The sequence below is a fragment of the Tautonia sociabilis genome (genome assembly GCF_003977685.1).
In the GTDB taxonomy this organism is placed as follows: domain Bacteria; phylum Planctomycetota; class Planctomycetia; order Isosphaerales; family Isosphaeraceae; genus Tautonia; species Tautonia sociabilis.
This window is the reverse complement of sequence record NZ_RYZH01000042.1, coordinates 39,040-60,942: the sequence shown is the minus strand read 5'-3', so window position 1 is coordinate 60,942 and position 21,903 is coordinate 39,040. Positions and strand designations below refer to the sequence as shown.

Sequence of the window (21,903 nt, the reverse complement as noted above, 5' to 3'; positions counted from 1 at the left end):
GGCCACCCTTCTTCGGGGCCGGGATGACGCGGGCGACCTGGGCCCACTCGGCGTTGGTCAGGTCGGTCGGGTAGCGCTTGGTGGTGTCCATGCCAGAAGGCTAGGTCACCCTTTCTAGACTCGCTGTGAGAGAAGAGCGGCCCGCGCTGGAATTCGAAGACCCGGCGGCCGTCGGGAGTCTCCATCACGACGTTCGTGCCGATGATGTCGGCCGGCATGAGATCGGGGGTGAACTGGATTCGGTTGAAGTCGAGCGAGACGGCGTCGGCCAGGGTCCGCACCAGCAGCGTCTTGCCCAGGCCGGGCACGCCCTCGAGCAGGGCGTGGCCGCCGACGAACAGGCAGGTGAGCACACCGTGCACGATCTCGTCGTGGCCGACGATCACCTTGCCGATCTCGTCCTTCACGCGCTTGTACGCCGAGCGGAACTCCTCGGCCCGGGCTTCCATCGTATCGTTCGCGGAGAAGTCGCTCATGGTGCGGTCCCGATTGCGTGCGGGGGAGTGTCCGTGAATCCGAGGGCGCGATGGTCCGGGATCAAGCCGGGCGTGCTGGAGCGGGGAGGAGGGCACCGGGGATCGAGGCGGCCGCCGGCAGCGTCGGCGAGCGAGAGGAGGGCCATCAGGGCGTTCCTCCCTTGCCCTTCTCCTTGTCCGGCTCGCGTTCCTCCCAGACCTTCTTCTTGGCCTTGAGCAAGCGGTTGGTGTACGACTCCGCCTCGCCTCCTCCCGGGGCCTTCGGCTGATCGGGGCCGAGGCCGGGCCCCCGACTGGCGTCGGCCGAGGGCCGGGGGCGATCGGCGGGCCGAGCGGGACCGGAGGTGGGGGCGCTCGTCGGGCTGGGGCCTCCGGAGGGGGGAGGGACGGCCGGAGCCTCGAACCGGGTGGCCGCCCGGGTGCGGTCGATCTGCTGGCCGACCTCGAGCTTGCGGCTCTTGAGCTTCTCGATGTACTCCTCGCGCGGGGCGACCTCCTTGCCCCGGAGCTTCCGCATCGCGTCGGAGAGGTTGCGTCGCAGGCGATCGAAGTCGGGGGCGATGCGGCGGACGCCGACGTCGCCGACGAAGATCAGGGCGGCGCACCAGAGCAGCCAATGCCAGATCGGCCGATAGCTCTTGGGGGGCTCGACGCCGCGATCGCGCCGGAAGACATCGGCCTTCATGGCGGTCTGCTCGCCGTTGAGCCGACCGTCGGGGCCGGTTTCCCAGGAGAAGATCGCTCCGCCGGTGGCGTCGGCCAGGCTCTCGAGCAGGACGGGGTTGGAGCGGAGGTCGCGGTACTCGTCGGAATAGGGGACGGACAGTCCGGTGGTGAGAACCCCCTGCTCGCCGTCGGGTCCTCGGTAGCCGAGGGTCACGAAGTAGTTGCCTCGGGCCTCGGCGTTCTCGATCGTCCCCTCATACTTGCCGGGAGCGACCTGGACCAGTTCCACGCGATCGGCCGGCGCGTCGGGCTGGCGGTCGGGGCGGTTGACGATCCCTTGGAACTGGAGGAAGTTGAGGAACTGGTTCTCGGCGTCGACGGCGTCGACGACCACCTTGATCCGACCCTCCTCGCGGCGGAGCGAGACGTTCAGGTTGCCGCGGTCGACCGGCCGCAAGGCCCAGCGGACGACCTGGGACCAGAAGGCGGCGTAGCTGTCCCAGTTCCGCCAGTTGGCGGTCCACTTGCGGCCGGCGTCGGAGGTGAAGGCGACGGATCGGCCGAGCCCGTAGCTCCAGTGGGCGAGCACCGGGTTGACCTGCCCGGTGGGGTTCGGCGAGGTGATCGGCACCTCGACCAGCTCGTTTTCCTTGATGCTGGAAAGGACCAGGCCGCTGATCGGAGGCAGATCCTGGGGCAGGCCCAGCAGCGGCTCACTCTGGTAGGCCAGCACCGGGTTCCACGCCGGCGGAGGCCCCTCGAAGATGAGGGGACGGGAGATGAGCCGGGCCTCCTTCTGGTAGATGCGAGGAAGCGCCCGGGGGTTGGTCACGTTGTAGAACCGCCCCTTGGTCTGCTGGGCGAGTTGCTGCATGACCTGCAGCGCCCGGATGTCGTTGCCGTGGGCGGCCGTGAGCACGGTGGTCACGGTAACCTTGGCCGCCTTGAGCTGGTTGATGACCTGGGGAGTGGGAGCGGTGGGATCGCCGTCGGAGATGATGATGATGTGCCGGGACATGGCGTCCCGTTTCTGCTGCAGGGCGCGGCCGGCCATCACCAGAGACGGGTTCATGTCCGGCATGTCGCCGGGGGTCATGCGGTCGATCGCCCGGAGCATGGCGGGCTTGGACGAGCCGATCTCCCGGAGCGTGAAGAGCCAGGACTCCTGCCCCTGCCAGTGGAGCAGGCCGGCGTAGTCGTAGCTGGAGAGGGTCTTCAGCGCCTCCTGAGCGACGACGGCCTGCCAGTAGTTCCCCTCGGGGATCTCGCTGGCGTGCATGATCATGACCATCGCCGCCTTCCCCTTGACCTTCAGGGCGGGGATCTGCATGTCGACCGGCAGGGCCTTCTCGATCGGCGTGTTCATCCAGCCGCCGGCGCCGAAGCCTCGGTCGCCGCCGATCATGAGCAGGCCGATCCCCTGGTCGTGGACCGCCGTGGCGATGAGATCCTGCTGGCCGTCGGTGAAGGCGTCCTTGGGGACGTTGGCGAGGATGATCGCGTCGTACTTTTGCAGCTCGGCCAGGTCGGTAGGGAGCGGGTCGCCGCCGACCAGGCCGTCTCCGGTCACGTCGCCGGCGGCCAGGGTGGTAACGTTCAGCTCCTTGGAGCGGAGGGCGTCGACCAGCTCCTCATGCTCGCCCGCCGTCCCTTCGATGAGCAGGACGTTGGCCTCGCCCCGGTACTGGGTGAACCCCTCGGCCATGTTGTTCATGGCGCGGTCGGCGCGGAGGCCGCGGCGCAGCTCCTCCTCGGGGATGAACTGGGCGGAGTAGGTGTAGAAGTTCGGGTCCGAGATCTCTTGCTTGATGCGGAAGACGTTGACACCGCGCTGGAGCTCGACCCCCTCCAGGGTGTCGATCGGGATCGTGGAGTTGTCCGCCTTCTGGAAGATCTCCAGGCGGCCGGTCGCCGGGGCGGCGGCTCGGACGACGACGTTGATGTTGACCGTCTCCCCCTTCTTCACGTCGGGGGGCAGGGCGATCTTCTCGACGAGCACCTCGCGGTCGTAGTTGTAGTCGACCGGGAGCACGTCGATCTGCACGCCGAGCCCGGCGGCGGCCAGGGCCTGCTCGTAGGCGTCTCCTCGGTTCTCGTTGCCGTCGGAGAGCACGACGATGCGGCGGGCGGTGTCGTCGGGGAAGCTGGCCAGGGCGAGCTTGATCGCCGAGGAGAGGTCGGTGTACTCGGCGTCGATGGTGCTCTCGACGCCGGTGAGCGTCTCGGTGTAGGGGGCCGGCGGGCTCTCGACCTTCGCCTCCTTGCCGAAGACGATCACCCCGGCGCGGTCGCCGGGCCGCTGGTGCTGGAGGATCGCGCGGTTGATGAACCCGAGCATCGGCGCCTGGAGGTCGCCGGGGATCGACCGCGAGGCGTCCAGGAGGAAGATCGTCGTGAGCGACTCGTTCCGGCGGACCAACTGCGGATCGGCCAGCGCCAGCGCGATCAGAGACACCACGGCCGATCGCAGCAGGATCGCCAGCGCCCGCCGCACATTCCCCAGCCCCGAGAGGCTGCGGAGGCTCAGCAAAACCAGCGGAGGCAGCAGGACCGGGATCAGCAGCAGCCACCAGGGCTGCAGGAAGGTCAGCCGGAGGTTCCCGAGGCTCTCGAGCATGGGATGATCGCTCCAGGATCGGGCCCCGGCCCGACGTCGGGCCTCGGGCCGCCTCCGTCCCCGAGGGGGGCACGGATCACATCCGGAACCGCTGGACCCGGTGGTTGTTCGAGTCGATCACCGAAACGGCCCCGGTGCTGTCGACCGCCAGGGCCCAGGGGTTGTTCAGCTCCCCCGGTCCCCGGCCAGCCCGACCCCAGGTGCCGAGAGATTCGCCGTCGACGGTGAACTTCTGGACGCGGCAGTTCGCATATTCGCAAACGTAGAGATGTCCGTCCGGGCCCATCGACACGTCGTAGGCGTAGCCGATCTTCCCCGGCTCGGTGCCCCGAGAGCCCCAAAGGTCGATTAGCTCCCCCTGGGTGTCGAAGATCTGGATCCGGTGGTTGCAGGCGTCGGCCACGTAGATGCGGTCCTGGTCGTCGATCTCCAGCGAGGCCGGCCGGAGGAACTGCCCGGGAGCGTGGCCGTGGCCCCCCCACTGGCGGAGCCACTCCCCCTCGGGAGAGAAGACCTGGATGCGGTCGTTCTCGCCGTACTCGCTGACGTAGAAGCATCCCTGGCTGTCGATCAGCACGTCGGTCGGGTAGTCGAACCGCCCGGGGGTCGAGCCCTGGATCCCGTCGCCGACCTGGAAGAGCAGGTCCCCGAAGCGGTCGTAGATCAACAGTCGGTAGAAATGCGTGTCGGCCACCAGCACCCGGCCGAACCGGTCGACCGTCAGCCCGCTCGGCCCGTCGACGTTCAGGTCGGGCGTCCGCCAGTGGCGGAGGAAGTGGCCGTCCCGGTCGAAGACCTGGATGCGGTCGGTCAGATCCGCGATGTAGAGCTGATCCTCGGCGTCGAAGGCGGCCACCCGGGGCTTGTGCAGCCAGCCGGGCTTGGTGCCGTGGATCCCCCAGACCAGCTCCGGCCGGGAGCCGAACCCCGATCCGCACCCGGCCGCCAGCGCCGAGGCCAGCAGGCCCCCCAGGAATCGGCGTCTCGACGGCATGGCGCCCTCACCCCACCGACGGCTCCGACAACCATCCGATTCGTTAGAATACCGAAGCGGATTCCCGCCCGGCAATTCCGAAGTCATTCGTCGTACCCGTTTTTCGGACGAACTCGTGGGTAGCTTGCCGAGGAATCCCCAGCCCGTCTGCCGATCCGACGCGATCCCCGAGGGGACCGGGAGGCTGGTCCGTGTCTCGGGCCGGGAGGTCGCCGTCTTCAACGACGGCGGGAGGTTCTTCGCCGTGCTCGACCGCTGCCCGCACGCGGGGGCCTCGCTGGCCCGAGGCTGGGTCGAGGAGGGGGCTGTCGTCTGCCCGCTCCACCGGTGGCGGTTTCGGCTGGAGGACGGCCGGTGCGAGTCCCAGGGAGGGGAGGACATCCCCGCCTTCTCGAGCGAGGAGCGGGGGGGCTGGGTCTGGGTCTGGGTCGAGGAGCCGCCAGGGGGGCGGGGCCCGCGGGCCAAGTGACCGGCCGGCCGGCCCCCCTCGAATTCTCGAATTAGAGCCAGACCTTCACCCGATCCCGCAACCCCTCGGGAAGCGCCCGGGAGACGATCTTCTGGATCGTCTCCGGGTGGAGCCGGGTGCTGAAGTGAGAGGCGATGATCCAGTCGTTCTTGAAGCGGTCGGCCCGGGAGACGAAGTCGTCCAGGTGCATGTGGCCGAATTTGTGGATCTGGTCGGGCCGCTCGTTCCGGGCGACGAAGGTCATCTCCAGGATGAGGATCTCGGCGTTATAGGCCTCCGGGTTGCCGTCCAGGCCGGCGGGGTTGGTGTCTCCGAGGTAGGCGAGGCGACCGAGCCGGATCTCCTTGGTGACCTCGACGCCGGAGAGCCGAAGGTCCCGGATCTCGGGGCCGGAGAGGTCGTGGTACTGCGGCAGGAGCTTCTTGCGCCGCTCCCAGACGAGGAAGCCGAGCGAGGGGATGGTGTGCCTCGTCTCCAGGACCGAGACGATCAGCTCTCGGGAGAGCTCGACCTCCTGCCCCGGCTCCAGGCCGACGAGGTTGGCGGCCTGCTTGCCCCGGTCGAGCCGCTGATAGGCGCGCATCAGGGCGTGGACCGGGTCGACGGCCTCGGCCGGCAGGTAGATCGTCGGCGGCTCCATCCGCATCAGGCGTCTTCGGGCGACGTAGACGGGCAGCGCGGCGATGTGGTCCAGGTGGGCGTGGGAGACGAACCAGTTCGGTGTGCTCATGAAGCTCCAGGGCTGCAACCCGAGGTCGAACCCCAGCTTCAGCTCCGGCACCCGCCAGTAGGTCTGCACGGCGGCCCGAGAATAGCCCTCGATGGTCATCCCCTTGTGCGAGAAGGAGCGCACCGGCGCATTGTCGACGGGGTATTCCAGCTCCTCCGGCAGCTCGCCTGCGAACACGTCGGCGTCCTTCCGTTTCGGTCGGGGTCGTTCGTGGGTACCTTGGTTGCGCATCGAACCACTGTAGCAAGGGAGGCCCCGGGCTGGCGATCGGTTCGCCCCCGGGGGAGCTCCCCGCCGCCCGGGTGCTTCCCCGATGTCCCGCCGCGTTCTTGTCTTCGGCCCGGCCTACCTCGACCGAGTCCTCCGGGTCGATCGCCCCCTGCTCCCCGACGGTCTGGGAGGCCCGCTCGACCTGAGCGTCGGCGTCACCGGCGAGGAGGTCGCACCGGGGGAGTCGGCCCTCCGGCTGATCGACCCCGAGGGGGGCACGATCGAGGTCGAGCCCCCCGACGATTGGCCGATGGCTCCGGGGACGACCATCCACCTCGACCGGCCGCTCTCCCCCGGCGCCGGCCCCTGGCGGCACCGAGTTCTCGGGGAAACCTGGCTGGACGACCTCGGCGGCATGGGGGCGGGCTTCGCCTCGGCGCTGGGAGGGGCCCTCGTCACCCCCCTGGGCCCGCCGGATGACCCGATGTCGAGGAGGATCGCCGAGTTGCTCCGAGCGCAGGGGATCCCGTGCCGCTGCCTCGATCGGCCCCGGGAGCGGACGGACTGGACCCTGCTGCTCACCAGCGGCCCCCACGGAGACAAGCTTCCGGTCGGTTTCCGGTCCGGGCTGCCCAGGCCGGGGGAGGCGTTGCCGGAGGCCGAGCCGGTCGACCTCCTGGTCGCGGCGTCGCTGACGAATCGGCACGCCGCCTCGGCCTTCGACGGCGTCCGCTCCCGGGTCCGCATGTTCGCCCCGACCCTGCGGAACATGACCGATCCCGCGTGCCCGGTCCTCCGGCTCGCCCCCCGGATCGACCTGCTCTGCTGCAACCGTCGCGAGTGGGAGGCGCTCCCCGACCGCGAGGCCGTCGCCGATCGCATCCCCATCGTCTCGATCACCGACGGGCCGGCCGGAGGGGTCGTCCGCTTCCGGGACCCGGGCGGGGTCTCCCGGGAACTATCCGAGCCCGCCTTTCCCCGGCGGCGCCCTCCTCGGGACACCAACCGGGCCGGCGAGTGCTTCGCCAGCGCCCTGATCACCGCGCTGCTGGATGCGGGTTGGACGCCGGGCCCGGTGGACGCCGAGGTGATCCGAGCCTCCTGCCGGCGGGCCTCGGCCGCGGCGGCCCTGGTCCTCGATCGGGATCGATTCGGCTTCCCGGCAAAAGCCGAGGTCGAGGAGGCGCTTCGGGCCGGGGAGATCCCCTGAGCCGGGCCGGAGGACCACCCTCCCCCCGGGCTCAGCACCGGAGATCGACGCCCACGTCCGAGGGGGAAGGGAGGGGGAGGAAGGCGGGGATCTCGTCGATCGGGACCGGTCGGGAGAAGTAATACCCCTGACCGTAGTCACAGCCCAGCTCCCGGAGCAGAGCGAGCTGGTCGGGGGTTTCGATCCCCTCGGCCACCACCCGGAACCCCAGGATGTCGGCCAGGGTGGTGATCGCCCGAACGATGGCGACGCGATCGGGAGAGAAGCCTAAGCCCTCCAGGAACAAGCGGTCGATCTTCAGGAGATCGAAGGGGAACTGGTGCAGGCAGGCCAGCGACGAGTAGCCGGTGCCGAAATCGTCGATCGCCAGCCGGAAGCCGACCTTGCGGAGCTGCCCGAGCCGCTCCCGGGCGGCGGCGACGTCCGGCATCACCGCCCCTTCGGTGATCTCCAGGTGCACGTCGGACGGGGAGATGCCCGCCCGATGGGCCTCGGCCTCCAGGAGGCGGGGAAGGTCGGGCATCATCAAGTGATTCCGGGCCAGGTTGAGGCTGATTCCCGAGGTCGGCGAATCGTCCCCCGCCGACCAGCGCGCCAGGCACTGGAAACCCTGTTCCAGAACCCGCTCTCCCAGCGGGACGATCAGGCCGCACTCCTCCGCGATCGGGATGAACTCCTCCGGCATCATCCGGCCAAGCTCCGGATGCTCCCACCGGACCAAGGCCTCGACGCTGACGACCCTCCCCGTCCGGAGGCAGACGATCGGCTGAAAGAGGAGGAAGAGGTTATCATCCCGGATCGCGTCGCGGAGCCCCTGCTCGACCTGCATCCGCCGGCGGATCCGGCGCCTCATCGACTCGTCGAAGACGACCAGGCTCCCCCGGCTGAAGGTCTTCGCCTCGTACATCGCGGTGTCGGCGTCGCGCAACAGGTCCTCCGCCCGCTCGTAGGAGTCGTGGCCGATGGCGATGCCGATGCTCGCCGAGGAGCTGACGTGATAGGGATTCAGCTCGTACGGCTCGGAGAGATCTTCGAGCAGGCGGCGGGCAAGCGTGACGGCGTCTTGAGGGGTCCTCAGACCGTCGAGGAGCACGACGAACTCGTCGCCGCCGATCCGGGCGGCGGTCCCCCGAGCGAAGGGGATGATCTGGTCCCCCCTCCTGAGGTTCTTCCGAAGCCGAGAGGCGACCTCCACGAGCATCGCGTCGCCTGCCTCGTGACCGAGGCTGTCGTTGACGATCTTGAAGCGGTCGAAATCCAGGAACAGCAAGGCGAACAGCGGGCCGGGCCGCTCCCGGCGATCCCGGATCAGCCGGCGCAGGCGGTTCAGCAGCGCCGAGCGATTCGGCAGCCGGGTGAGCCGGTCGAGCCGAGCGGCCCGGCGCAGCTGCCGGCGCAAACGGACCCGCTCGGTCACGTCTCCAATCGAGCCGACGAATCGGATCGGCCTGCCCCTCTCGTCCCAGACCGCCTGGCCCCGGGCCTGGTACCAGTGGTACTGCCCGTCGGCCGCCCGGAGGCGGCACTCGACGTCGAACGGAGCGCGCGACCTCAGGTGTTCGGAGATCGCTCGGCGGACGCGGGTCCGGTCCTCCGGGTGCAGGCGCCGGGAGAACTCCTCGATCCAGCCGATCCGCTCAAGCTCCGGCGGTCGGATCCCGAGCATCCTCCGGAGATGTTCCGAGCCGTAAAAGGCATGCGTCCGCATGTCCCAGTCCCAGAGCCCGTCTCTCGATCCCTCGACCGCCAGGGCATAGCGTTGTTCGCTTTGGGCAAGCCGGGTGATATAGTCCCGCTTGGTCCGCTGGTAAATCGTCACACAGGTTCCCGCGATGAGGCTGACCGCCAGGGAAGCAACACAGCCGAGCAACAGCGACTTGCGGATCTGGTTCAGGCGTTCGATGTAGGAGCGGCCGCTCAGGTCGACCGCGAGCACGCATTCGAGCCGACCGTCGAGGTGGCGGATGGGAACCCAGGCGGAGAAGAACGTGCCCCAGGAGTCGGTGTACAGGTCATCCGAGATGTGCGTCAGCCCATCCCGCACCGTGGCGATTAGTCCCGCCGGAGGATTGTCGTAGAGCTGGCCAAGCCCGGCCTGGTCGATCCGGCGGTCCCCGTCGGCGTCCTCCGGGAAACCGGTGTCAACGACGAATCGGAGCCCCTCTGGTGAGGGACGCAGCGTGTAAATGTACTGCAGGTCGTCCCGGATCGCGGCAATCTCCCGAAGCGGCGCGACAACCCTCAGATACTCCGGCCCGTTCTGCTGCTCCGGTCGGGTGAGCCGGGCGTGCTCCTCCGGGTCGATCCGAAGCGAGGCGATGCGGGCGATCGTCAGGAGATCCTCGTCGACGGTAACCCGGAAGGCCCGGTAGGCGGTCGTGTAGCAAGTCCATGACCCGCAGAGGGAAGCGACCAGCAGGAGCCCCCCCGCGATCACCCCCTGGACGATCGGGGGTCGCTCGAGGATTCGCAACATGCACCGCCCCGGAACCCCCAGGTGATCGAACCGGTGGCCTGATCGCGATCGGGAGGCGGGGGCATTCCCCTCCACCGCGGCCGGTGATCTCGAGGAATCAGCGTGACGCTCCCCAGGGCCCGGGTCGTTTTCTCCCATGCCGCGCTCCAGAACTCCCGAGACCGCCCCGCGAAGCGGCGGGAGGCCGGTTCGGGGAAGCCCCGAGGGGGGCCTCAGACGCAACGAGTCGACTCAACTCCCGTGTGACCATGCCTCCTCCTACTGATTCCTTAGCTCATCTTCCCGGGGTCGAAAGGGTGAAGGCCCTCGTCGGGAATTCTCGCCACCGTCCGGGAGCGATCCGGGCGCCCGGGAGGGGAGCCGCCCGCGCCGCTCTCGGACCGATCTCCTCGCGACCTCGATCGCGTCGGATCGGCCGGCGAGGTAGACTGGACGCTGCGACCGAGTTTCCGAGGCAGGAGGGGGAGGACCATGGCGCGGGAGAGCGGCCCAGGGGGCGGGTCCCGGGGGATCGCCCTAGTGGGCTACCGAGCGACGGGCAAGTCGACCGTCGGCCGGATCGTGGCCGACCGGCTGGGCTGGCCCTTCGAGGACGCGGATCGCGCGCTCGAGCGCCGGGCCGGCAAGCCGATCGCCGCCATCTTCGCCGAGCAGGGAGAGAACGCCTTCCGAGACCTGGAGCAGCGGATCCTCGCCGAGCTGGCCGACGGCCGGTCGCCGATGGTCCTGGCCACGGGGGGAGGCGTCGTGCTCCGGCAGGAGAACCGGGATGCCCTCGGCCGATTCGGATTCGTCGCCTGGCTCGCCGCCCGCCCGGAGACGATCGCCGACCGCCTCCGGGCCGATCCCGATGGGCGCCCGGCCCTGACCTCAGCCGGCCTGCTCGACGAGGTCGCCTCGGTCCTGGAACGGCGGGAGCCCCTCTACCGCCGGGTCGCCTCGGCGGTCGTCGAGACCGACGGCCGATCTCCCGAGCAGGTGGCCGAGGACCTGCTCGACCGGCTCGATCGAGCGATGCGGGGCGGGGACCGCTTCCCTGCCCCCGATTCCCGGGGACGAATGCCGTGATCTGGACCCTCCACGCGATCCTGCTGCCCCTGACGTTCGTCTTCGGCGCGCTGGTCGGCAGCTTCGCGAACGTCTGCATCTATCGCCTGCCCTGGGAGAAGAGCGTCGTCTGGCCCCCGTCCTGCTGCCCGAACTGCCTGGCCTTCATCCGACCTTCGGACAACGTCCCGATTCTCGGCTACCTCGCCCTTCGGGGGCGATGCCGGTCGTGCGGCCTGGGCTTCTCGGGGCGATACGCGGCGATCGAGCTGCTCGTCGGCCTGCTGTTCGTGGCGGTGTACGCCGTCGACGTGATGGCCGAGCCGAACCTAATGTACGGCTCCGAGTTTCTCCTGGCCCTCTCCCGGGCCGCCTACCACGCCACCCTGGTCACCCTGCTCGTGGTGGCCACGTTCATCGACTACGACTACCAGATCATCCCGGATTCGGTCACCGTGACCGGCATGGCCATCGCCCTGATCGTCGGGGCCCTGGTGCCGGAGATCCGCCTGGAGCCGGCCTCGGCCCGGACGATCGCCGGAGGGCTCGGGGTCGGCGTGCTCGGCCTGGTGGTCGGCGGGGGGGTGATCTACGCCGTTCGACTGCTCGGCTGGGTCCTCTTCCGGAAGGAGGGAATGGGCCTGGGAGACGTGACCCTGGTGGCGATGATCGGCGGTTTCCTCGGCTGGCAGGTCGCGCCGCTGACCCTGTTCCTCGGGGCGATCATTGGGCTGGTTCACGGCGCGATCCGGCTGGCCGCGATCCTGGGGGACCGCCTCGCCGGCCGGGCTTCCCGGTCGTCGGCGATCCCCTTCGGCCCGTACCTGAGCCTGGCGGCCCTGATCCTCATGTTCGGATGGCGATGGCTCTGGCCGGGACCGCTCGGCGAGCTGTTCCGGACCTACAGCGAGGTCATGCGGTTCCTCCTCGGCTCGGCGCTCGGCCAGGTGGTCGGGGGGCCGGGCTGATCGGCGGGAGCCGCGATCCCCTGCCGGGGAACCGGGACCGTGGCGAAGCGCCTCCGAAGCCCGGCAAACGTCCCTTCGATTCCCGCAGGAAAGGAGCGAGCGGGCATGTCCTCTCCCTACCGGCGACGCAAACCGTCTCTGATCCGCAACCTGTGGCTCTACCGGCACCTGATCGCCTCGGCCTTCGTGCTGGGGGTGCTGCTCTGGTTCGTGGTGATCAATAGCGCCTCGGTCCAGGTCGCCTTCCCGTTCGGCCTGGGGACGCTCACCAGCAGCACCGGGGTCATCATCCTGCTCAGCGCGGTCGCAGGGTCCTTACTGACGATGCTGGCGATGGGCGTGTTCTTCGCCCTTCGGCGGCTCAAGGCGGGCCCCTCGCCGTCCGACGATGAGAAGGGGGCCGGCGTTCTCGACGACGACCTCCCCCCGACGGACTACGCCGCCAAGGCGCCGGAAGGCCTCGACGACGCCCCCTGGGCCCGCGGCGTCTGATCGGCCCTCCCGATCCGATCCCCTTGGGCTCGATCGGTGGGGAAGGGGGCTGGACCCTCCGCATGGGCTGGGCTACCGAACGGACCACCGACCCCAGGGCGCCGGATCATGACTCCCCTTGCTCGATGCCGGAGGCCGCTGGCGGCGTCGCTGACCGCCCTGCTGCTGCTCTCGGCCCTCGGCTGCGCCAAGACCGGCTCCTTCCTGGCGCTCAACCCGAGGCGGAGCTCGATGCGAGAGCAGCTCAGCCGCCTGGAGTTCCAGAATCAGCAGCTCAAGGACGAGCTGGAGGTCGCTCGTCAGGAGTCTCGACGCCTGGCCAACGACCTCCAGCTCGCCGAGATCGACAAGAGCGACCTGAAGCGTCAGATCGAGAGCTACCAGACGCAGCTTGGCCGCTCGGTACCGGCCAACTCCTACGACCTGGCCCGTCCCGGGCCCGGCGAGTCCACCCCCGAGTTCCGATCCACCCGGCCCGCCGCGCAGGACCCCAACCGCCCTGCTCCCTTCACCCAGATCCCCAATCGCGGCCTGATCGACGTGAGCCCTCCCCCCGGCCCCTCCTTCGAGGATTCCCAGCCCTCGGGAACGCGGCGCGGGTCCTCCTACCAGAACGCACCCCGGCCTCACATCGATCCCCCCCCGATCCGGTACTTCGACCTCAGCCCGCTGTCGAGCAACACGACGGATCGATCCGAGGGAGCCGGCAATTCGCCGTGGTCGCCGATCGCTCGCGGCTCTTCCCGGCAATCCTGGTGAACCGAGGGGCTCGGCCCTCGGGCTCGCCGCAGCCCTGCGCTGCGCCCAAGGCGCGATCGCGATCGAGGCTCCTGCCCCTCCTCCCGACTCCGAGCTCCCCTCCTCCTCCCGAGGGGCACTCGAGCAGGGGGACCGACCATCGAGGGCCGGTGGGATCAGCGGCCGGGGCTCCTCGACCGGCGCGGCGCCGTCGAACCGAGCCGGGAGCCCCGGCTCGGGACCGATCGGGGCGTTGCGCGGGGACGAACCGCCCCGGCTCCTGGTATACTCGGCCGACTCGGATCCGAAGGCCGACCGTCGGCCGCACCGCGCAGGGCCGCCGTGATGATCGCGATCATCGATTACGGGATGGGGAACCTCCGCAGCGTCCAGAAGGCGTTGGAGGCCGTCGGTGCCTCGGCGGTGGTGACGAGCGACCCGGAGGAGGTCCGGAGAGCGGACAAGGTCATCCTGCCCGGCGTGGGAGCCTTCGAGGACGCCATGGCCGAGCTGCGGCGGACCGGTCTCGGCGAGGCGTTCGCCGAGGCGGTCGCCGCCGGGTCGCCGGCCCTGGGCATTTGCCTCGGCCTGCAACTGCTCTTCGACGAGAGCTTCGAGGACGGGCACCATCGCGGGCTCGGCCTGGTCCCCGGCAAGGTCGTCCGGTTCGAGCCCGGTCCCGGCCGCAAGGTCCCCCACATGGGCTGGAACGACCTGAGGGTCGTCCGGCCGGCTCCGCTGCTCGAGGGGCTGGAATCGTCCCCCTCGGTCTACTTCGTCCACTCGTACCACGTCGTCCCGGACGATCCCAGGGTGGTCGCCGCCGAGGCGGACTATCCCTTCCCGTTCGCGGCGATGATCTGGCGGGAGAACCTGATGGCCTGCCAGTTCCACCCGGAGAAGAGCCAGCGGGTCGGCCTGGCGATGTACCGGAACTTCGCGGCGCTCTGACTCCCGGAGCCCGGCGATCGGACGATCCCGGGGCCGGCCTGGGTCCTTGCGACGCGGGTCCGACCGGGCTATAGATTCAAGGTGGATGAAGGCGGGCCGAAGGGTTGATGAAGCCGATGCAGGTGATCCCGGCGATCGATCTCAGGGGAGGGCGGTGCGTCCGCCTCCGACAAGGGGACTACGACCGGGAGACGGTCTTTGGTGAGGACCCCGCGGCGATGGCCGGGCACTGGCAGCAGGAGGGGGCGACCCGACTCCACCTGGTCGACCTCGACGGTGCCAAGACCGGCCGGCCGGCGAACGTCGAGGTCGTCCGGGCGATCCTCGACCGGGTCGGCATTCCCTGCCAGCTCGGCGGCGGCGTCCGGACCCGGGAGACCCTGGAGGCCTGGCTCGACGCCGGGCTCGACCGGGTCATCGTCGGGACCCAGGCGCTGAAGGATCCGGACTGGTTCGCCCAGATGGCCGAACGCCACCCAGGCCGCCTGGTGCTGGGGCTCGACGCCCGGGACGGGCGGGTCGCCACCGAGGGTTGGCTCGACGTCTCGACGGTCGAGGCGACCGAGCTGGCCGGTCGGTTCGACGGCCTGCCGCTGGCCGCCGTCATCTACACCGACATCGCCCGGGACGGCATGCTCGAGGGGCCCAACCTAGAGGCCACCGAGGCCCTCGCCTCCCGGCTCAAGACGCCGGTGATCGCCTCCGGGGGGGTGGGCTCCCTGGAGGACATCCAACGCCTGGCGACCCTGCCCGTGGCGGGCGTCATCGTCGGGCGAGCCCTGTACGACGGACGCTTCCGGCTCTCGGAGGCCCGGACGTGTGCCGGCGAGGAGCCGAAGACCCCCTAACGAGACCTCGAGCCCCGCTCGATCTCCCGACATCGGGCCGAAGGCGACCGCCGGATCTCTCCTTTCCCAATCCGGCGGGCCGACCCAGGGTCAGTTCCCCTCGATCCCGGGCCGACCCACCCCACCTCTTCGGGGGGACTGCCATGGCGACGGTCAATTACCACATCAGCGACATCCGGAACATCGCCCTGGCCGGACACGGGGCGTCGGCCAAAACCAGCCTCGCCGACGCCCTGCTTTTCGCGGCTGGACTGGCGCCGAGGCGCGGGTCCGTGGACGACGGCACGAGCCTGCTCGACGTGGACGAGGAGGAGAAGCGGCGCCACTTCTCCATCGACAGCCACCTGATACACCTGGAGTGGGACGGCAAGCAAATCCACCTGATCGACTCCCCCGGCTACCCCGACTTCATCGGCAGCGCCCTGGGGGCGCTCTCGGCCGTCGAGAACGTGCTGATCACGGTCTCGGCCCCCGTCGGCATCGAGGTCAACACCCGTCGTCTCTTCCAGGAGGCCGGCCGCCTCGGCCGAGGCCGCTTCGTCGCCCTGACGAAGATGGACGCCGACAACGTCGACTACCTCCGGGATCTCGAATCCATCCGGGAGACCTTTGGCCCCGAGTGCGTGCCGTTCAACGTCCCGGTCGGCGTCGGCCCCGACTTCAAGGGGGTCATCGACGTGCTCAACCCGCCGGCCGACGTCCCCGAGGGCTGCCCCCTCTCCCCCGACGCCGCCGCCCGCATGGTCATCGAGCAGATCGTCGAGGAGGACGAGGAGCTGACCAACCGCTACCTCGAAGGGGAGACGATCGCCCTCGACGAGCTGCGCAAGGCCGCCCACGACGGGATCCTCCGCGGCCACATCGTCCCGGTCGTCTGCCTCTGCTCCCGGCTCGACATCGGCATCAAGGAGCTGCTCGACCTGCTCTCCTGCTGCGGCCTGAGCCCGGCCGACATCCACCGCTTCGGCGTCGCCTCCGCTCCCGGGCTCGCCTCCGACCCCCCCGCCGGGGGAAGCGACGGCGTCGAGGCCCAGGAAGTCGAGATCGACCCGACTGAGGACGGCGACCTCGTCGCCCAGGTGTTCAAGACATCGATCGACCCCTTCATGGGTAAGCTCAGCTTCATGAGGATCATCTCCGGCCGGTTGACCCCCGACACGCCGCTGATCAACCTTCGCACCGGCAAGACCAACAAGCCCGGCCACCTCTACGTCGTCCAGGGGAAGCAGAACGAGGAGGTCCCCGAGGCGATCGCCGGCGACATCGTCGCCGTGGCCAAGTTCGACGACCTGCACATCTCCGACACCGTCACCAACGGCGGCAACCACTCCGCCCCCCATGTCGTCCTCAAGCCGATCAACTTCCCCACGCCGATGGTCCCCCGGGCCGTCGAGCCCAAGGCCCGAGAGGACGAGGCCAAGATCGCCGCCTCCCTGGCCAAGATCGCCGAGGAAGACCCCACCTTCACCTACCGCCGCGATGAGCAGACTCACGAGCTGATCATCAACGGCATGAGCGACCTGCACCTCGACGTCATCCTCCAGCGCCTGAAGAACCGCTACAAGCTCGACGTCGAAACTCACATCCCCCACGTCCCCTACCTGGAGACGATCCAGGCTCCCGCCGAGGCCGAACACCGGCACAAAAAGCAGACCGGCGGCCGGGGCCAGTTCGCCGAGGTCCACCTCCGCATCCGTCCCTTGCCGCGCGGCGAGGGATTCAAGTTCGTCGACGCGGTCAAAGGGGGCGTCATTCCCAACAACTTCATCCCCGCCGTCGAGAAGGGCTGCCTGGAGCAGATGCAAAAAGGGGTGATCTCCGGCAACCGCGTGGTCGACGTCGAGGTCGAGGTCCACTTCGGCAAGTATCACGACGTGGATAGCTCCGAGGCCGCCTTCAAGACCGCCTCCGCCGCCGCCTTCCGCAAGGCGTTCGAGAAGGCCCGACCGGCGCTGCTCGAGCCGGTGGTGGCCATGGAGATCACCGTCCCCGGCGAGAAGTTCGGCGACATCAGCGCCGACCTCTCCACCCGTCGCGGGCACATCACCGGCATGGACACCCTTCCCGGCGGCCTCCAGGTGCTCAAGGCCCACGTCCCGCTCGCCGAGGTGCTCTCCTACTCCTCGACCCTCAAGAGCATGACCGCCGGCCAGGGCTCCTACACCCTGGAGTTCCACTCGTACCAGCCCGTGCCGGCCCACATCCAGCAGCAGATCGTCGAGAAGTACCAGAAGAGCCGAGCGGGCGTCGAGGAGGAGTGATCCGCCCCCCGTCGGAGCGTCCTCGGCCGGGCGATCTCCGATCGCCCGGCCATCCTCCCTCCCAGCAAGGCCCGCGGCGGACCGACGCGACGCCGCCGGCTCGTCGGGCGTCAGGACGGGTCGTACGCCAGGTTCGGAGCGAGCCAGCGCTCGGCCTCGGCAAGCGAGATCCCCTTGCGCCGGGCGTAATCCTCGACCTGGTCCCGGGTGATCAGATCGACGGCGAAGTATCTCGCCTCGGGGTGGGCGAAGTACAGTCCGGAGACGGAGGCGGCGGGCCACATCGCGCAGCTCTCGGTAAGAGCGATCCCGGTCGCGGCCTCCACATCGAGCAGCCGCCAGAGGGTCCGCTTTTCCGAGTGGTCCGGGCAGGCCGGGTAGCCGGGGGCGGGGCGGATCCCGCGGTACTTCTCGTCGATCAGGTCGTCGTTGCTGAGGTTCTCGAACGCGCCGAAGCCCCAATCCTTCCGCGCCCGGGCGTGCAGCGACTCGGCGAACGCCTCGGCGAGCCGGTCGGCCAGGGCCTTGACCATGATCGCGTTGTAGTCGTCGTGGTCGGCCTCGAACCGGGAGACGATCGGGTCGATCCCCAGCCCGGCGGTCACGGCGAAGGCGCCGATGTAGTCGAGCCGGCCGGAATCGAGCGGGGCGATGTAGTCGGCCAGCGACCGGAAGTGCTCCTGCCCCTTCCGCTGCCACTGCTGGCGAAGGCAATGAATGCGGCCCAGCTCGGACGAGCGGCGCTCATCCGAGTAGATGATGATATCGTCCCGGTCAGAGTTGGCCGGGAAGAAGCCATAGATGCCGCTGGCCCGCAACTCTCCTCGGTCGAGCAGGTCGGCCAGGATCGCCTGGGCCTTGTCGAACAGGTCGCGGGCCTCGCCGCCGAAGACCGGGTCGTCGAAGATTCTCGGATACTTCCCCTTCAGCTCCCAGGTGGAGAAGAAGGGGGACCAGTCAATGAAGGGGACCAGGTCCGAGATCGGCTGGTCCGGGATCACCCTTGGCCCGAGGAACTCGGGACGAGGGATCTCGACGGCCGCCCAGTCGGTCGGGAACCGCCGCCGAAGGGCCTCGGCATAGGGGACGAGCGTTCGCTCTCGTCGCTTCGAGAACGCCTGCCGCTCCTGCTCCTGGACAGCCCGGATCTGGGAGACGTACTCCTGCCTCGTCTGATCGGTGCGGCTCAGGCGCTCGACCACCCCCACCGATCTCGACGCGTCCTTCACATGCACGACCGGGCCGTGATAGGCCGGAGCGATCTTCACGGCCGTATGCTTGGGACTGGTCGTGGCCCCTCCGATCAGCAACGGAATGGTGAACCCCTCGCGCTGCATCTCCTTGGCGACGTGCACCATCTCGTCCAGGGACGGGGTGATCAGCCCCGACAGGCCGATCACGTCCACGCCCCGCTCCTTGGCCTCGGCCAGGATCCGCTCACTTGGGCACATCACGCCGAGGTCGATCACCTCGTAGTCGTTGCAGCCGAGCACGACGCCGACGATGTTCTTGCCGATGTCGTGCACGTCTCCCTTCACCGTCGCCATCAGGATCTTGCCACGCACCTGGGCCCCGCCAGCGGCGGCCTTCTCCGCCTCCATGAAGGGGGTCAGATAGGCGACGGCCTTCTTCATGACCCGAGCCGACTTCACGACCTGGGGCAGGAACATTTTGCCGGCCCCGAAGAGGTCGCCGACGACGTTCATGCCGTCCATCAGCGGCCCCTCGATCACCTTCAGGGGGGAGCCAAGCTGCTGGCGGGCCTCCTCGGCATCCTGCTCGATGAAGTCGACGATCCCCTTGATCAGCGCGTGCTCGATCCGCTGGGCGACCGGGGCGTCCCGCCAGGAGAGGTCCTGGGCGGCGGCCTTCTTGCCGGCGTCCTTGACCGTCTCGGCGAACTCGGTGAGCCGGTCCGCGGCGTCGGGGCGTCGGTTGAGGAGCACGTCCTCGACCTTCTCGCGCAGGTCGGGCGGAATCTCCTCGTAGACCTCCAACTGGCCGGGGTTGACGATCCCCATGTCCAGCCCGGCGGCGATCGCGTGGTAGAGGAACGCGGCGTTCATCGCCTCTCGGACGGTGTTGTTCCCCCGATACGAGAAGGAAACGTTGCTCACGCCTCCCGAGGTCTTCGCCAGGGGGAAGCGCCGCTTCAGCTCTCGGACGGCCTCGATGAACTCGACGGCGTAGTTGTTGTGCTCCTCGATGCCGGTCCCGACGGTCAGGATATTCGTGTCGAAGATGATGTCTTCGGGGGGGAAGCCGATCCGCTCGGTCAGGAGCCGGTAGGCCCGCTCGCAAATGGCGACCTTCCGGTCCTTGTCGACCGCCTGGCCGGTCTCGTCGAAGGCCATGACGACCACGGCGGCGCCGAAGCGACGGCAGGTCCGGGCCTGTTCGAGGAACTTCTCCTCCCCCTCCTTCAGGCTGATCGAATTGACGATCGCCTTCCCCTGCACGCAGCGCAAGCCGGCCTCGATGACCCGGAAGTCGGAGCTATCGATCATCACCGGGATGCGGGCGATGTCCGGCTCGGCGGCCAGCAGGTTGAGGAACCGGGTCATGGCCTTGGGGCCGTCGATGAGCCCCTCGTCCATGTTCACGTCGAGGACGTTGGCCCCCCCCTCGACCTGCTCCCGGGCGACGGCGAGGGCTTCCTCGTAGTTCTCCTCCCGGATCAGGCGGGCGAATTTGCGCGATCCGGTGATGTTCGTCCGCTCCCCGATCATGATGAAGCCGCTGTCCGGCCGGATCGTCAGCGGCTCCTGCCCGGAGAGGCTCGTCCAGTGCCTCGACTTGGGGCGGACCCTCGGCGCCGCCCCCTCGACCGCGAGGGCGATCTGGCGAATGTACTCCGGCGTGGTCCCGCAGCAGCCGCCGATGATGTTCAGCCAGCCGTTGCGGGCGAACTCTCCGATCACCTCCGCCATGTGCTCAGGAGGGTCGTCGAAATTGCCGAAGCCGTCGGGCATGCCGGCGTTCGGGTGCGCGCTGATGTGGCAGGTGGCGACGTTGGCCAGGGCCTCCAGATGCGGCCGAAGCTCGTCGGCCCCCAGGGCGCAATTGATGCCGACCGAAAGCAGATCCATGTGCGAGACGGAGTACCAGAACGCCTCGATCGTCTGGCCCGACAACGTCCGGCCGCTCTTGTCCGTGATCGTGCCCGAGACCATCACCGGCAGGCGGATGCCGGTCCGCTCGAAGAACTGGTCGATGGCGTACAGGCACGCCTTCATGTTCAGCGTATCGAAGCTCGTCTCGGGGAAGAGGATGTCCACCCCTCCGGCGACGAGCCCCTCGACCTGTTCGGTGTAGGCGACGACCAGGTCGTCGAAGGTGACGCTCCGGTAGCCGGGGTCGTCGACCTTCGGCGAGATCGACGCCGTTTTGTCCGTCGGGCCGATCGAGCCGGCGACGAACCGGGGCTTGTCCGGGTTCATCGCCGTCACCTCGTCGGCCACGCGGCGGGCCAGCTCGGCCGAGGCGCGGTTGAGCTCGACGCAGTGCTCCTCCAGCCCGTAGTTCTCCATCGTCAGCCGGTTGGCGACGAAGGTGTTCGTCTCGATGATGTCGGCGCCGGCGTCGAGGTAGGCGCGGTGGATCGAGGCGATCACGTCGGGGCGGGTGATCGAGAGCAGGTCGTTACAGCCCTTGAGATCCTTCGGATGGTCTCGGAAGCGTTCGCCGCGGAAGTCGTCCTCGCCCAGCCCGAAGGTCTGGACCATCGTCCCCATGGCGCCATCCAGCACCAGGACGCGGCGGGCCAGCAGGTCTTCCAGCAGGGCTCGGGTGTCGACGCGATCGGCCTGGGACATCGTGCGGTCCATCCTCCGGGTCTGGGGGATCGGGCCCGAGGGGCGTGGTCGAGGGGGAAGGGCACACAACGCCGGGAGGGTCGGCCGCGATCACCGACGGCCCCCGCCGGATCGGGGCCGGTCCCCGGGCGACGCGACTCGTCGGCGCTCGCACGACCGGGGAGATCGTTCTCAGGGGAAACCATAGTATCTGGTGCCCCTCTCCGGGCTGTCAACGCGAGGTCGGAACGCCGATCCGCACGAGAACCAGCACGACGGCCAGGACATAGCCCCAGACCACAAGCTGGGCGATCGGGCCCGGCCACCGGATCCGGAGCGGTCGGCCCTCGACGATCCTCCTGGCGATTTTTGGGCAGACATGCCTTCGCCACCGAGCGAGGCGGCCGGTCCGACCGCAATCCAGGCAGTGGAACTGGAACAGCCGGGGGAGGAGGATCGCCCCGACCAGCAGCCAGACCAGCAGCAGGGGCCTGGCCATCCCCTCGACGCCGACGACCAGCACCGCTCGAGCCGCCGCGACCCACGCCCCCGCGCCGAGCAGTCCCAGGAACGGGTTCACCAGCACCCGGCGATACGCCCCCGGGTCGACCACGCTTGGCAGCCCTCGGGCCGAGGCCACCGCTCGGAACTCGGGGTCGGCCTCCAGGGGCACCGGCGGTTCGACCATCATCATCCCCCAGTGAACCTGGTCCCCCCCCGCTCGCTCCGGGCCGCTCCGACAGCCCTCCCTACCGGAATCGTACACGGGGAGGGGATCGGAAGGAGGATCGACCGCCGCCAACCCGCTCCGCCCGGCGCTCCCCGACGGGCCGATCCGCCCCAACCGCCCCCGTCGTCCCCGCCCGAGCCGAGGCGCCGCGGTCTTTACAAGCGGGCGGCGCTGGACGACAATCGGGACTTCGCGACCGCCGGGCCGACCGGTACATCCGTCGACG

16 protein-coding genes are annotated in these 21,903 nt (G+C 69.2%); 9 read left to right on the top strand and 7 right to left on the bottom strand.

The window, feature by feature from the left end; all coding sequences use genetic code 11:
• The 3 genes from TsocGM_RS19200 to TsocGM_RS19190 all read right to left on the bottom strand — a co-directional run.
• A partial coding sequence (locus tag TsocGM_RS19200; RefSeq protein ID WP_233579035.1) for an AAA family ATPase occupies positions 1-476 on the bottom strand: 476 nt, incomplete at its 3' end.
• A gap of 145 nt (positions 477-621) precedes the next feature.
• The gene (locus tag TsocGM_RS27690) at positions 622-3,759 is read right to left on the bottom strand and encodes a VWA domain-containing protein (protein WP_126727081.1); all 3,138 of its coding nucleotides are present in this window, start codon (positions 3,757-3,759) and stop codon (positions 622-624) included.
• Positions 3,760-3,835: 76 nt separating this feature from the next.
• A complete protein-coding gene (locus TsocGM_RS19190) occupies positions 3,836-4,753 on the bottom strand; it encodes a 6-bladed beta-propeller (RefSeq protein ID WP_126727080.1) in 918 nt (305 codons plus the stop codon).
• A gap of 124 nt (positions 4,754-4,877) precedes the next feature.
• On the opposite strand from TsocGM_RS19190, the gene TsocGM_RS19185 reads away from it, so the two are divergent.
• Complete coding sequence (locus tag TsocGM_RS19185) at positions 4,878-5,222, top strand: Rieske (2Fe-2S) protein (protein WP_233579034.1); 345 nt, start codon at positions 4,878-4,880, stop codon at positions 5,220-5,222.
• 31 nt (positions 5,223-5,253) lie between these two features.
• On the opposite strand, the gene TsocGM_RS19180 is transcribed toward TsocGM_RS19185, so the two are convergent.
• Positions 5,254-6,051 carry an MBL fold metallo-hydrolase gene (locus tag TsocGM_RS19180; RefSeq protein WP_391732822.1) on the bottom strand — a complete coding sequence of 266 codons (798 nt, stop codon included), beginning with the start codon at positions 6,049-6,051 and terminating at the stop codon, positions 5,254-5,256.
• Between the two features lie 214 nt (positions 6,052-6,265).
• On the opposite strand from TsocGM_RS19180, the gene TsocGM_RS19175 reads away from it, so the two are divergent.
• Complete coding sequence (locus tag TsocGM_RS19175; RefSeq protein WP_126727077.1) at positions 6,266-7,372, top strand: PfkB family carbohydrate kinase; 1,107 nt, start codon at positions 6,266-6,268, stop codon at positions 7,370-7,372.
• 31 nt (positions 7,373-7,403) lie between these two features.
• On the opposite strand, the gene TsocGM_RS19170 is transcribed toward TsocGM_RS19175, so the two are convergent.
• On the bottom strand, positions 7,404-9,848 hold the full coding sequence (locus TsocGM_RS19170; protein WP_158633635.1) for a putative bifunctional diguanylate cyclase/phosphodiesterase: 2,445 nt from the start codon (positions 9,846-9,848) through the stop codon (positions 7,404-7,406).
• A 471-nt stretch (positions 9,849-10,319) separates the two neighbouring features.
• Here TsocGM_RS19170 and TsocGM_RS19165 point away from each other — a divergent pair, with 471 nt between their 5' ends.
• The 7 genes from TsocGM_RS19165 (at position 10,320) to fusA (ending at position 17,153) form a co-directional block, all read left to right on the top strand.
• Positions 10,320-10,916 carry a shikimate kinase gene (locus tag TsocGM_RS19165; protein ID WP_126727075.1) on the top strand — a complete coding sequence of 199 codons (597 nt, stop codon included), beginning with the start codon at positions 10,320-10,322 and terminating at the stop codon, positions 10,914-10,916.
• Positions 10,913-11,863, top strand: a complete 951-nt coding sequence (locus tag TsocGM_RS19160; protein WP_126727074.1) for a prepilin peptidase — start codon at positions 10,913-10,915, stop codon at positions 11,861-11,863. The genes TsocGM_RS19165 and TsocGM_RS19160 overlap by 4 nt, the downstream gene beginning before the upstream one ends.
• 105 nt (positions 11,864-11,968) lie before the next feature.
• Entirely contained in the window at positions 11,969-12,355 is a 387-nt protein-coding gene (locus tag TsocGM_RS19155) for a LapA family protein (protein ID WP_126727073.1), read from the top strand.
• 108 nt (positions 12,356-12,463) lie between these two features.
• Positions 12,464-13,114, top strand: coding sequence for a coiled-coil domain-containing protein (locus TsocGM_RS19150; protein ID WP_126727072.1), 651 nt, complete (start codon positions 12,464-12,466; stop codon positions 13,112-13,114).
• Positions 13,115-13,438: 324 nt separating this feature from the next.
• Complete coding sequence (gene hisH / locus TsocGM_RS19145; protein ID WP_126727071.1) at positions 13,439-14,044, top strand: imidazole glycerol phosphate synthase subunit HisH; 606 nt, start codon at positions 13,439-13,441, stop codon at positions 14,042-14,044.
• 116 nt (positions 14,045-14,160) lie between these two features.
• On the top strand, positions 14,161-14,892 hold the full coding sequence (gene hisA / locus TsocGM_RS19140; RefSeq protein ID WP_391732820.1) for a 1-(5-phosphoribosyl)-5-[(5-phosphoribosylamino)methylideneamino]imidazole-4-carboxamide isomerase: 732 nt from the start codon (positions 14,161-14,163) through the stop codon (positions 14,890-14,892).
• Between the two features lie 143 nt (positions 14,893-15,035).
• Positions 15,036-17,153: an elongation factor G gene (gene fusA, locus TsocGM_RS19135; protein ID WP_126727069.1), complete on the top strand. Its 2,118-nt coding sequence runs from the start codon at positions 15,036-15,038 to the stop codon at positions 17,151-17,153.
• 110 nt (positions 17,154-17,263) lie between these two features.
• On the opposite strand, the gene metH is transcribed toward fusA, so the two are convergent.
• Together metH and TsocGM_RS19125 are read right to left on the bottom strand one after the other, a co-directional pair.
• Positions 17,264-20,980 (bottom strand): methionine synthase, encoded by a 3,717-nt coding sequence (gene metH / locus TsocGM_RS19130; protein ID WP_199756838.1) that lies wholly within the window; start codon positions 20,978-20,980, stop codon positions 17,264-17,266.
• 199 nt (positions 20,981-21,179) lie between these two features.
• Entirely contained in the window at positions 21,180-21,641 is a 462-nt protein-coding gene (locus TsocGM_RS19125) for a hypothetical protein (protein ID WP_126727067.1), read from the bottom strand.
• Positions 21,642-21,903 lie beyond the last annotated feature (262 nt).